The organism is Paraburkholderia diazotrophica (genome assembly GCF_900108945.1).
Taxonomy (GTDB): domain Bacteria; phylum Pseudomonadota; class Gammaproteobacteria; order Burkholderiales; family Burkholderiaceae; genus Paraburkholderia; species Paraburkholderia diazotrophica.
This window is the reverse complement of sequence record NZ_FNYE01000045.1, coordinates 30,378-42,906: the sequence shown is the minus strand read 5'-3', so window position 1 is coordinate 42,906 and position 12,529 is coordinate 30,378. Positions and strand designations below refer to the sequence as shown.

General features: G+C 61.6%; 12 protein-coding genes. 2 read left to right on the top strand and 10 right to left on the bottom strand.

Annotated elements, in window-relative coordinates; genetic code table 11:
• Positions 1-129: 129 nt before the first annotated feature.
• Entirely contained in the window at positions 130-1,308 is a 1,179-nt protein-coding gene (locus BMW76_RS34380) for a porin (protein WP_090873290.1), read from the bottom strand.
• Between the two features lie 362 nt (positions 1,309-1,670).
• Here BMW76_RS34380 and BMW76_RS34375 point away from each other — a divergent pair, with 362 nt between their 5' ends.
• Positions 1,671-3,191, top strand: a complete 1,521-nt coding sequence (locus tag BMW76_RS34375) for an MltF family protein (RefSeq protein WP_090873289.1) — start codon at positions 1,671-1,673, stop codon at positions 3,189-3,191.
• Positions 3,192-3,382: 191 nt separating this feature from the next.
• Positions 3,383-3,850 carry a nuclear transport factor 2 family protein gene (locus BMW76_RS34370; protein WP_090873288.1) on the top strand — a complete coding sequence of 156 codons (468 nt, stop codon included), beginning with the start codon at positions 3,383-3,385 and terminating at the stop codon, positions 3,848-3,850.
• Positions 3,851-3,931: 81 nt separating this feature from the next.
• Here the strand turns inward: BMW76_RS34370 and BMW76_RS34365 are convergent, their stop codons facing one another.
• From BMW76_RS34365 to BMW76_RS34325, 9 genes are all read right to left on the bottom strand, one after another.
• Positions 3,932-5,287: an epoxide hydrolase family protein gene (locus tag BMW76_RS34365; RefSeq protein WP_090873287.1), complete on the bottom strand. Its 1,356-nt coding sequence runs from the start codon at positions 5,285-5,287 to the stop codon at positions 3,932-3,934.
• A 199-nt stretch (positions 5,288-5,486) separates the two neighbouring features.
• Positions 5,487-6,500, bottom strand: a complete 1,014-nt coding sequence (locus tag BMW76_RS34360) for a carbon-nitrogen hydrolase family protein (protein ID WP_090873286.1) — start codon at positions 6,498-6,500, stop codon at positions 5,487-5,489.
• Positions 6,501-6,574: 74 nt separating this feature from the next.
• The gene (locus tag BMW76_RS34355) at positions 6,575-7,039 is read right to left on the bottom strand and encodes a MarR family winged helix-turn-helix transcriptional regulator (RefSeq protein WP_090873285.1); all 465 of its coding nucleotides are present in this window, start codon (positions 7,037-7,039) and stop codon (positions 6,575-6,577) included.
• A 404-nt stretch (positions 7,040-7,443) separates the two neighbouring features.
• Positions 7,444-7,833 carry a BON domain-containing protein gene (locus BMW76_RS34350; RefSeq protein ID WP_090873284.1) on the bottom strand — a complete coding sequence of 130 codons (390 nt, stop codon included), beginning with the start codon at positions 7,831-7,833 and terminating at the stop codon, positions 7,444-7,446.
• 32 nt (positions 7,834-7,865) lie between these two features.
• Positions 7,866-9,011 carry a porin gene (locus BMW76_RS34345; RefSeq protein WP_090873283.1) on the bottom strand — a complete coding sequence of 382 codons (1,146 nt, stop codon included), beginning with the start codon at positions 9,009-9,011 and terminating at the stop codon, positions 7,866-7,868.
• 83 nt (positions 9,012-9,094) lie between these two features.
• Positions 9,095-10,723, bottom strand: coding sequence for a 3-(methylthio)propionyl-CoA ligase (locus tag BMW76_RS34340; RefSeq protein WP_090873282.1), 1,629 nt, complete (start codon positions 10,721-10,723; stop codon positions 9,095-9,097).
• Positions 10,711-11,064: a Rieske (2Fe-2S) protein gene (locus tag BMW76_RS34335; protein WP_090873281.1), complete on the bottom strand. Its 354-nt coding sequence runs from the start codon at positions 11,062-11,064 to the stop codon at positions 10,711-10,713. Before BMW76_RS34335 ends, BMW76_RS34340 begins: the two co-directional genes overlap by 13 nt.
• 36 nt (positions 11,065-11,100) lie before the next feature.
• The gene (locus BMW76_RS34330) at positions 11,101-11,661 is read right to left on the bottom strand and encodes an RBBP9/YdeN family alpha/beta hydrolase (protein WP_090873280.1); all 561 of its coding nucleotides are present in this window, start codon (positions 11,659-11,661) and stop codon (positions 11,101-11,103) included.
• Between the two features lie 19 nt (positions 11,662-11,680).
• Positions 11,681-12,529: a TauD/TfdA dioxygenase family protein gene (locus BMW76_RS34325; RefSeq protein WP_090873279.1), complete on the bottom strand. Its 849-nt coding sequence runs from the start codon at positions 12,527-12,529 to the stop codon at positions 11,681-11,683.

The window sequence follows — 12,529 nt, the reverse complement described above, 5'->3', positions numbered from 1 at the left end:
CGCTGATTGACGACTGCTTAACGGCATCAACGAAGAAGAACGACAAAGCGGCTAGTGCCGCTTTGTCGTTTTTTATTCTGCGATCATCACACGCCTTAAAAGCGGCGAATCCGATCAGACCGCGTGCAATCAAAAGCGATGTCTCAAGCCGACGGTCGCCTCAACCTGATTGGTCGTGGAAGACGGCGCGCTCACGCCGTTAATCCATGCCACGCCCAATGGCGAAGTGCCGCTTGGGCTCACCCGTTGCCACGCGCCCTGAAAATAGACATCGGTGCGCCGCGAGAAGCGGTAGTCGGCCATCGCACTCAGCTGATTCCAATGGGGAATACCGCCGCCTCCGTTTCCGCCGGCACGCGAATAGGTGTACGCGCCCGACAGTTCGACGGCCGGCGTCAGCGCATAGCGAAAGTTGCCCTCGAAGTTCTGAAAAGTTCCACTCAGCCCGGTCTGAAAGAATTGGGCGAGCTTGCTGTGCGAGTACACGAAGCCCGCCACAGCCGGGCCGAACGTGTAGTTCACGCCAAGGCCGAAGGTCTTCTGACTGCTGGCCAGCACGCCTAAAGGCACGCCTGTCGGCGCGAGCGCGCCCTGCAGGGAAGCGCCCGTCGTATCGGTGACTGCGCCATTCGTATTCAGTTGTCCCGGCGTCCGGGCGGAGCTGTTGAGCTGGAGATAACCAACACCGAAGTTCAGCGCCTCCCACACATACGACATACCGAAACTGTAGGCGCGATTGTTCGTGAATGCGCCTGCCTGATTGGAAAAGCCATATAACGCACCGAATTTAAACCCGGCGAAATTCGGGCTCGTATACTTCACGGAGTTATTGATCTGAAACGAATCGTTCAGGTTGTCGTTGTCTAACGGGTGCGCGAAATGCGTGCCGCCGAATTCAGTGCCCGTCAACGAAAGCGGCGCAACAAAGTCGACCATGCTGTCGCTTTGGCGGCCCAGCGTGAGCGCGCCGTAATCGCGGCTCGACAAGCCGACATAGGCCCGGCGATTGAAGATCCGGTTGCTCGACGAAAGTTGTCCGTTGTTCAGGTTGAAGCCGTTTTCCAGCGTGAAGATGGCGCTCAATCCTGCGCCCAGATCTTCAGCCCCGCGAAGACCCCAGCGGCTGTACTGGACGGCACCGCTCGTCATCTGCCAGTTGCTGTGTCCACTGCCCGTCCCGGTGATCTGATTGTTCGTGTAGGTCAGACCGGCGTCGATCAGCCCGTAAAGCGTGACGCTGCTTTGCGCATGCGCTGCGCCGGCCAGTGCGATCATCGTTGTCGCACCCGTCATAACCAGCTTGTTCATTTGTCTGCTCCAGCCAGTTCAGAGAGCGCGAGAGATTGCTGTGCCCGTCAGCATTAAGGATAGTAGGCTTGCCGGGACGCCGGTATTGGTCCAAAGACCAATAGATCGCGCGGCACATACATCGGGCGAAATAATGGACACAACGGCGGACATAGCGCGGCTGACGCGGCCTGTCATACCGCGACAGGTCTTGAACCGTTTTCATGCGCAACTATGCTTTAAGAGTCGAGGCCCGGTACTCAAGAAGAAACCGAAAAGAACAAACGGAAAAGAAACGCCTCCAAAGCTCAGACCATTACGCGCGGCGGCTGTCCGGAACAGCCCGGCGCGTCAGGATGAAACCGAAAAAGTACGGTGTCGGTATGTTGCGTTCCACCCGCGCATGGCTGGTGCCATGTCTGTTCGGCGTTTCGCTCTGGTTATCGAGTGCCCTTTGCGCGGCGGCTCAGCAGGCGTCCGCACCATCATCGGCGTCATTGCCGCCGGCGGCTTCTGCGCCCGTCCCTGCGAGTGCGCCGCGCCGGATCGATCTGACCAACAAGCCCTGGCGCGGCGATTTCGACGCGATGGTCGAGCGTCGCCTGATTCGGGTTCTCGCGCCCTATAGCCGCACGCTGTACTTCAATGACCGTGGACACGAGCGCGGGGTGACTGCGGACACCGTGCGCGACTTTGAACGATTCGTCAACAAGACCTACGCCGACCGTCTCGGCAGGCGTCCGATCACCGTCGTCATGATCCCGGTGACGCGCGACCGGTTACTGCCGGGCCTCGCGGAAGGCATTGGCGATATCGCAGCGGGCAACCTGACCGTGACCGAGGATCGCCTGAAGCAGGCTGACTTCGTTAGCGCGCACGCGCTCAAGCCGACTCGCGAACTCGTTGTGACGGGCCCGAAGTCACCCGCGTTGTCCACAGTCGATGATCTGAGTGGCAAGACAGTCGACGTCCGCCGCCATAGCAGCTATTACGAGAGCCTGAACGCATTGAACGGCCGCTTCAAGCAAGCCGGCAAGCCGACGATGCGGATCGTGCTGCTGCCGGACGCGCTCGAGGATGAAGATGCGATGGAGATGTTGAACGTCGGCCTGCTCCAGATCCTGATCGTCGATGACTGGAAGGCGCGCATGTGGGCGCAGATGCTGCCGCAGATCAAGGTGCACGACAACATCGCGGTGCGCGAGGGCGGTGTGATCGGTTGGGCTATTCGCAAGAACAGCCCCCAGTTGCAGGCGGTGATCAGCAACTTCTATGAGAAGTTCATCAGGAAACAGAGCGTAGCGGAGGTTCGCCTCAAGCAGTATGTGCAGGGCGTCAAGCAGCTTCACAACAACACGGAGAGCGCGGAACTCAAGCGATTCAGGCAGACCGTCGCGTTCTTCGAGAAGTATGGCCAGCAATATGATTTCGATCCGCTGATGCTCGCGGCCCAGGGGTTTCAGGAATCGCAGCTCAATCAGGATGCGAAGAGCCGGGTGGGCGCGGTCGGCATCATGCAGCTGATGCCGACCACAGGAAAGGAGCTCAACGTCGGGGACATCAAGGTCGCGCAGTCGAACATTCATGCCGGCGCAAAGTACCTCGATCAGCTGATGACCCGTTACTTTCAGGATGCCCATTTTTCCGAGGTAGATCGACCGCTATTCGCTTTCGCCAGCTATAACGCCGGCCCGGGGAACATCGCAAAGATGCGCAAGGAGGCCGCGGCCCGCGGACTCAACCCCGACGTCTGGTTCAACAACGTCGAGATCGTGGTGGCCGAGAAGATCGGCATCGAAACGACCACCTATGTACGAAACATCTACAAGTACTACGCCTCCTATCAGCTCCTCAAGGAAGCGCAAGCGCAGCGCAGCCGCACGGTTCAGCAGCTGAGCCGCTGAACCGGTTTTTCCGTACCGCGCGTAACAGTTGTTCGGGATTTGCCAGCCGCCCCGGATGTGCCGAGGGCCATTAAACATTGGTAAAGGTGGCGCCGGGTCCATGCCCTCCCTTGCGCCAACCTGCCCGACCGCAATAGCCGATGACAGCTTCGCGTGCGGCGCGAACCTGTTCGATTCCAGCGAGGTGAATCATGAAAATCTGCGTATCGAAGCCGTGCGTACTGGCTGCGGTGCTTGTGGTGGTCGCCCATGGCAACGCATTTGCGAAGACCGAAACCTGCCATTCCACATCGAAGAAACAGATCGCCGCACTTTTCGATCGCTGGAACGATTCACTGAAGACGGGTAATCCCGATAAGGTCGTCGCGAACTACGCGCCGCACTCCATTCTGCTGCCGACCGTCTCCAACAAGCCACGTTTGACCGTCGAGGAAAAGGTCGACTATTTCAGGCATTTTCTTGAGAACAAACCCGTCGGCACGATTAACTTCCGCGAAATCATGATCGAATGCAACACGGCGATCGACGCGGGTCTCTACTCGTTCAAGTTCGGGGACGGCACAGTTGTCAAAGCTCGCTATACGTTCACCTACGAGTGGAATGGGACCAAATGGCTGATTACGAGCCATCATTCGTCGAAGATGCCAGAAGGCGAATAAGCGACACCGTGCGCAGCCAGCACTCACGCTCGCAGCGCGCGGCGAATGAAAACGCGCACGGGTCGTTGCGACAAGATCTGCTTATTTGCGCAACGGCCTCAAACCCGCGCGCACTTCTTCGGCGAACAGTTGCGGCTCTTCCCACGCCGCGAAGTGTCCGCCCTTGTCGAGCCGGTTGTACCAGATCAGGTTGTGATACGCGCGCTCCGTCCAGCTTCGCGGCGCCTGATAGTTCTCGCGCGGAAACACGCTCACGGCGGCAGGAACGGACACATCGGCGGCAGCGAGGAAGTTGAAGTGCGACTCCCAATAGAAGCGCGCCGAGGAAACGCCCGTATTCGTCAGCCAGTAGAGCGTGATGTCGTCGAGGACGTCGTCGCGGGTCATCGCGCCTGACGATTCCCCATTCACCGTGCGTCCGAACACGGCCGAAGTCAGTGCCGCCGCCGGCTGCGTGTAGCCGTCGCCGTGATCGAGAAGCCAGCCTGCGAGGCCGATCGGCGAGTCCGACAGCCCGTAGAGCGTTTGCGGGCGCGTGCCCATCTCCAGCGCATAGGCGCGGCGCTTTTTGGCCGCGCTGCTGAGCTGCTCGTATGCGTGCTTTTCTTCATCGTTGAGTCCCGCGGGCGGCGGATCGCCAGCCTGTAGCGCCTTGGCGATATCGGCGGGAATGGTTGCCGGGAAGTTGACGTGAATGCCGAGCAACTCGGGAGGCGCCTGCTTGCCCATCACGTTTGCGACCACACCGCCCAGATCGCCGCCTTGCGCCGCGAACTTGTCGTATCCGAGGCGCTTCATCAGCGTGACCCACGCGCGCGCAGTGCGCTCCGGGCCCCAGCCGGTACCCGTCGGCTTGCCGGAAAGCCCATAACCCGGCAAGGACGGAATGACGAGATGGAATGCGTCCGATGCGCTCGCGCCATACGCGGTGGGATTCGTCAGCGGATCGATGATCTTGAACTGCTCGATGACAGAACCGGGCCATCCGTGCGTGACGACAAGCGGCATCGCGTTTTCATGTTTCGAGCGAACGTGGATGAAGTGGATATCCAGCCCGTCGATCTCCGTCATGAAGTTCGGCAGTGCGTTCAGTTTCGCCTCGCACTTGCGCCAGTCGTAGTCCGTGGACCAATGACGGGCGAGTTCCTGCATCATCGCGAGCGGCACCCCTTGCGAGTCGTCGGTGACCGTCTCCTTGTCAGGCCATCGCGTCGTCTTGATGCGTCGGCGCAGATCGGTAAGCTGCGCTTCGGGTACATGTACGCGAAGCGGACGAATTGCCGTCTTGTCGCCGCCCGCCGGTTTCGAAACTGAAAAAATCAACTGATTCGTTTCGGCGAACGCAAGCTGGCTCAGCGAGCCGGCCGCGATAGTCGCTGCGGCTACGCCGACAAAACGGCGGCGAGACGGCGATGGGGGGAAGATGTCGTCTGACATGAGAACTCCTGATTGCGGTGAAGCCCAGTTTGCGTTCGTTCGGAGCATGAGTTCACGAATAGTCGAAAGCGATACGCGCGGCAACGTCCGGTGTGTGATGCGATTGGAACGCATCGATGTATCTCGCGTGTTTCCGGAAGCGCCGCTTTTGTACGCATACGTAGCGACGCGCCGAACAGCTATAAACGCACGAACTCCGTTAGCTACGTGCTGCGGATGCCGGGGCAAGCGCGGAGTCCGGAACTTCCACGTCATGTTCGCCGTTTGGCGCGGCATTCGCAGCACGTTCATGAACGTGCGAAGCAGGGGTGCGGTCGATCAGCAGGCTCAACAGTTCGGGCCGGTTGTAGTGGCCAGCCGAATCCACCAGCATCTTGCGCCGATCGATGAGCGTGAAGTCGAGATCGGCGATGACTTCGCCCTCACCCGACCGGAGGGGTTCGCCGAGCAGCATGCCATCCGGCGCCACGATCGCGGTGAAGCAGCCGCCCGAGATTGGACCGATCTCGCAGCCTGTGTCCCTCATGATCTGCGCCTGCTGGTCGGCGTCCAGCCAGGCCGTTGCATTCACGACGAACGCGCCGGACTCCAGCGCGTGCTGACGAATGTTGATTTCCGTCCTTTGGGCAAACCCGTCTCCGAAAGCGGAGCCCGGATACATCGCCGAATGGATCTGCTCGCCGTCGGCCATCATCGCGTAGCGCGCGAGCGGGTTGTTGTGCTCGAAGCACGCAAGCTGACCGATGCGGCCGATCTTGCTGTCGACGGCGCGCAGGCCCGAGCCGTCGCCCTGTCCCCAGATCATGCGCTCGAAATGCGTGGGCGTGATCTTGCGGCGGCGCTGGATCAGCGTGCCGTCGGCATCGAAGAGCAGTTGCGCGTTGTACAGGGTCCCGCCGTCACGCTCGTTGACGCCGATGGACACGACCATGCCCGTCGCTCTCGCCGCTTCGCCGATTGCGTCGGTGGCCGGTGACGGCACCGTCACCGCCTGGTCGAGCAGCCGTAGATGCTCGGTGCCGGAGATCAGCTTCAGGGGCGTCTGGACAAAAGCAAAGTAAGGGTAATAGGGCACGACGGTTTCCGGGAAGGTCGCGAACTGCACGCCCTTCTCGCCCAGTTCGTGAATCTTTCGCACGATCTTTTCGACGGTTGCCTCACGGCTGTACAGCACCGGGCTGATCTGGACTGCGGCGGCTTTGACGACTTTCATTGCAAACTCCTCTGCGGATAAGAACAGGCACAACGCCCTTGCCGTATTGCATATGCAACATCGGCGACAACGAATCAGCTCACGCGGTCTGGCAACTCGCTCGCGATGCCCATCAGCGCGTTGGCGCCGGCCTCGCCGAGCCGCGCGCGGACTCTCGACTGCGCCCCCGCCCACGCGGACGCGGCGCCATGCAGCAGCTCCTTGCCGCGCTGTGTCAGCGTGAGCGGCCGGCTACGGCCGTCGTCGCCGGGCGGGCCTTCTGAGACCCAGCCTTGTGCGATCAGCGGTTGCAGGTTTCTCGTCAGTGTCGAGCGGTCTTGATGGTTCCTGCGCCCGAGAGCCGAGCGGCTGAGCGGCCCGAGCTCCATGATGAGCACAAGCAGCGAGAATTGAGGTGCGTTGACGCCGAACGGCCGCAACGCGTCGTCGTAGATCGTGGTCAATACCCGCGCAATCTGCCGCGTACGTGTCAGCAGGCAGCTGCGTGCGATCTCGCCGCTCATTGCTTTGACCGCCTCGTGTTGAATGTCCACATCCATTGCCGACCTCATGTTGCAGATGCAATATCGACGTCCCGCAAGCCGTCCGGCTTGCTATGGGCCTTTCGCCGATGGACGTATTGGAGCGTGCGGATGTATCCCGGACGTGTCGTAAAAGACGGGGTGTGTATGCGCGTGTATCGAGGCGTGTACCGAGGCGTGTCGCGGATACATTGCCGTACATGCAGCAGGAGACGTGTCGTCAGCCCGGCTGCGAAGCGTATTTGCGCGAGCGATGTCGATGTTCCGCGCCAGGCAGTCGAAGGCGCGGGTTATCGGCGAGGCAGATTCAGAAATGGGACGACGATCCGAAAACAGAAGATCGCGAGTATGGCAATGAGGCGCGCGCGGATTGGTACATCGAGCGATCCGCGCGCAAGAAGGCGCTAGCCGACGACAGCCGCTTACATGCCGCCGAACGGTTTCTTCACCGTCAGCTTGTTGGTCACGGAAGTCACGCCCGGCACGCCCCTCGCGATCTCCGCAACCTTGTCGATCTGCGAAGCGTCCTCGACCGTGCCGTTCAGCGTCACCGCGCCGCCTTTTGCGATCACACTGATGTTGCCAGCGTCGATCTCCTTGTGCGTCCCCATCGCGGCATAAATCTTCCGACGCAGCGCGCGATCCGCTTTCCTTCCGGTTGCGGGCGCCGCGGCACCGGACGCCGCCATCGCAGATGCGCCCGGCGCAGCGGCCGGTGCGCTGGCCGACTGGCCGGGCTGGGACCATGCACCGATCGACATTGCGACCAGCAATACGGCGACGGCCATTTCGAGTACCTGAATGCTTTTCATTGACTACTCCGTTTTATATGTGTGTGACGCAATCAGAAGATATGGCGAATGCCGACCATTGCCGCAGTCGTGGACTGGCCCGGCGCAACAGGAGCCCCATAGATGATCGTCTGGTTCATGGTTCCCTTGTTGCTGACATAGCCCACTTGCGCGTAGGTCTTGGTCCTCTGCGACAGGTTGTATTCCGCGCCTACTGCGACCTCGCTCGAATGGTTCGATGAATTGTTCTTGTCCTTCAGGTAGTAGTAGCCGGACGTGATCTTGAAGCGCGGATTGAACTGGTAGCCGAGGCCACCCGACGCCATTTCGAAGTCCGCGGTATTGGTGTGGGCCGGGTTCTTGCCGACACCGTACGAAGCCGAAATCGAAAATCCGCTGATCGTGTACATCGCTCCGAAATAGTAGAAGCGATTGTTGGCGAGGCCTGTCGCGGGAACAGCGGGAGCCGCCGGGTAGGTCAGCGGGAACGGATTGGTATCGTGCCCGTTGTAGTACACAGCAGAGAGATTCAAACCGTAGTTCGAATACTTGAGCACGGCCGACTCACGCGTGCCGCCCTGGAAGTGTCCCGCCACGCCGCCCGGTGCGTACTCCAGTGCAAGCGATGCACCATAGAACTTCGGCGAGTTATAGACCAGCGCATTGCTGTCATAGAGCGCGCCGATCGGCGCGTTCGTGCTCGTGCCGGGCCAGCCTGCCGCCTGATTCACGCCCAGCCACGCGGTCAGAATACTGCCGAAATACTGCGCGCCGCGCACATCCGTTTCAGCCATCGCGTAGATCATCGGAATGATCTGCCGGCCGGCGTCGAAGGTGCCGAACGGACCGGACAAGCCGATCGTCGCGAACTGGTTGAAGATCGCGGTCGTGCCCGGCGTATCGGACAGGCCGAACTTGCCGTTCGTGGAATTGAATACGCCCTGCAGCTTGAAGTTGACCTTGTAGCCGCCACCGATGTCTTCGCTTCCCTTGATGCCCCAGAAGCTCGCATAGATGCCGCCGTCCTTGAGCTGATAGACGTGGCCCAGGTTGGGCGCATGCGGCTGGAACGTCGCCGCCGAGGTGCGCTGGTACAGGAACCCGGTGTCGATCACGCCATAGAGCGTAACGGACGATTGCGCGTGAGCGGCCGTGGCGAAAATCGCCAATGCAGCAGCGCTGCTTAACTTCGTTTTCATTCAGTCTCCTCCAATCCTGGGAGGCCGGGCGAACCCGGCTGTTTTTTCATCGAATAGAACTGCGTTATCAAAAGCTCAATGCATCAGGCCGTCAGGTAGTAGTCTCCGAACTGGTCACGCAACACGTTCTTGAGCACCTTGCCGGTTGCACCGAGGGGCACGGTGTCGACGAACACCACCGCATCGGGCTTCCACCATTTCGCGACCCGGCCATCAAAGAAGCCCAGCAGCTCTTCCGCGGCGAGCGCGCTGCCCGGCTTCTTCACGATCAGCAGCAGTGGCCGCTCGTCCCACTTCGGATGCCGCGCGGCGATGCACACGGCCATCGTGACTTCGGGATGCAGGCACGCGACGTTCTCGATGTCGGTCGAACTGATCCATTCGCCGCCCGACTTGATGACGTCCTTGCTGCGATCCGTGATCTGCATGAAGCCGTCGGCGTCGATCTTCGCGATGTCGCCCGTCGGAAACCAGCCGTCGCGCAAATGCGACGCGTCGCTACTGCCGAAGTACTGCTGCACCACCCACGATCCGCGCACGAGCAGATCGCCGGCCGCCTGGCCGTCCCACGGCAGTTCCTCGCCGTCCGCGCCGACGATCTTCATGTCGATGCCGAACACCGAGCGGCCCTGCTTCGCCTGAACGGCATAGCGCTCGTCAGTGGGCAGGGAAAGGTGGTGAGCCTTGAAGGCGCACACCGTGCCGACGGGGCTCAGTTCCGTCATGCCCCATGCGTGCAGCACGTCGACCTGATAGCGCTCCTGGAACGCCGCCGTCATCGCGGTAGGACATGGCGCGCCGCCGATGATCGTGCGCCTCATCGACGAGAACGCACCCTCGATTGCGTCGACATGCGCAAGCAGTCCTTGCCACACGGTCGGCACACCCGCCGACAGCGTGACCTGTTCCGTTTCGATCAGCTCGTAGAGCGACTTGCCGTCGAGCGCCGGCCCCGGAAACACCAGCTTCGCGCCGACCATGCAGGCGATGTACGGCAGTCCCCATGCGTTCACATGGAACATCGGCACGACGGGCAGGATCGCGTCGCGCGCCGAGCAGTTCAGCGAATCCGGCAGCGCCGCCGCGTAGGTGTGCAGCACCGTCGAGCGGTGGCTGTACAGCACGCCCTTCGGATTGCCCGTGGTGCCCGACGTGTAGCACAGCGACGACGCGCTGTTCTCGTCGAAGATCGGCCAGTCGAACTCGTCGTCGTGAAGATCGATGAGATCCTCGTAGCACAGCAGCATCGTGGACAGGCCATGTTCTTGCGGCATGTGCGCACGGTCGGTCATCGCGACGAACACCTTTGGGCTCTTCACGCGCGGCGCCACGCTTTCGATCAGCGGCAAGAACGTGAGGTCGAAGAACACGACGCGATCTTCCGCGTGCTCGATGATGTAGGCGAGCTGATCGACGTGCAGACGCGGATTAAGCGTATGCAGCACGGACCCGGACCCCGACACGGCGAAATACAGCTCCATGTGCCGATAGCCGTTCCATGCCAGCGTCCCTACCCGATCGCCCGGCCTGACGCCGAGGCTCGTCAGCGCATTTGCCATGCGGCGCGCGCGCTGCGCGAGATCGCGATACGTATAGCGGTGAATGTCGCCTTCCACCCGGCGCGACACGATTTCCTGTTTGCCGTGATGGCGCTCGGCGTGCATGAGCAGCGAAGCGACCAGCAGCGGCTGCTGCATCATCAAACCTTGCATCCTTCCTTCTCCTGATTGGTGGTGGCGTCCGGCTCATCGAGACTGACGACCAGTTGCCCATCGACTGTCCGCACCGGGAAAGTCGTCAGGCTCAAACCGCCGGTGCCCGGCGTGCAGCCCGTGCGCAGATCGAAGCGCAGTCCGTGCGCGGGGCAACGCAGCACGCGCCCTTCCAGCTGTCCGCTCGCGAGCGAGGCGCCGTTGTGCGGACACGAGTTGTCGATTGCGTGAATCGCGCCGCCGACGTTGAAGAGGACGATGCTGCGTCCATCGACGAAGGCGAGCTTCCGCTGGCCAGGCGTGAGTTCATCGGCAAGGCCGACCACAATCTGACGTGACATCTCCACTTCCTTTCCTGATCCGCCGCGCAGCGCGGATCAAAGCAATTCGCGAATCAGCGTCTGCGCCATCGGCCATTCGCCAAAGCCCGCAGCCGGATTCAGATGGCCGACTTCGCCGAGATCGACGAGGCGGCTGCCCCAGTCTTGCGCCATTGCACGCACACGCTCGAACTGCGCGAGCGGATCGTTGCGGCTCGCGCCGACGATGCTCGGGAACGGCAACGGCTTGCGCGGAACCGGATGCCAGCCGTTCTGCGCGATCGCATCGATGGACGGATAGCCTGCGGGCAGCGGCATTTCGAGGTCCGCGGGCGCCGCGAGCAGCGCGCCGTGAATCTTGCGGTTGTGCTGCTGCGCCCAGTGCACGGTGATCATCACGCCCGCGCTGTGCGCGACCAGGATCACCGGGCCGTCGATTTTCGCGAGCGCTGCATCGAGCGCCGCGACGCGTGCCGCGCAACTCAGCTTGTCCTGTTCGAGCGGCGGTACAGAGGCGGCCTTCGGCAGCTTTTGCTGCAGCAGGGTCTGCCAATGTTCCGCGACGTGGTCGCGCAAGCCGGGCACGATCAGGATGGTCGGCGTCGTATCGAGAGTCATGAAGCGTTGTCCTGCGCGATCAGTACGGCTTGTCGCCGATAATGCCGGCGCGTTCCATCTTGCGATGGCACGGCGCGTAATCCATCACCGCGTAGTGCTGCGTGCTGCGGTTGTCCCAGATCGCGATGCTGTTCTTCTGCCAGCGCCAGCGCACCTGGTATTCGGGGATGTAGGCCTGGCTGATCAGATAGCGCAACAGATCGCCTGCGCCCGGATTCGCGTCCTGCCCGAAGCGCACGCGCGCCGGCGTGTGATAGTTGGTGATATGGGTGGTGAAGGCGCTCACGAACAGCACTTTCTCGCCCGTCTCGGGATGCGTGCGCACGACGGGATGCTCCGCGTCCGGAAACTGCTCTTTCAGCGCGAGGCGCTTTTCGATCGGCATCGCAGCACCGAAGCTCGCCTCGATGCTGTGGCGGGCGCGAAGCTCCGCGATCTGGCTCTTGATGTAATCCGGCAGCTTCTCGTAGGCGAGGACCATGTTCGCCCACATCGTGTCGCCGCCGACGGGTGGACATTCCACGCAGCGCAGAACCGCGCCGAACTGCGGCGCTTCGCGCCACGTCGCGTCCGCGTGCCATGCGTTTTCGTAACGGTCGTTCGGCTGATCCGGGTTCTTGTAGATGCGCACGAGGCCCGGATTCTCGGGATCGCTGCCCGCGACGGGATGATCTTCCAGCTCGCCGAAGCGGCGCGCAAACGCCACGTGCTCGGCGCGCGTGATGTCCTGATCGCGCAGGAACAGCACCCGATGCTTCAGCAGTGCTGCGCGGATCTCGGCGAACAGCGCATCGTCGTGAATGGCATCGGCGAGATTCACGCCGACCAGTTCCGCGCCGATCGCGCACGTCAGTTGTTCGATTCGCAT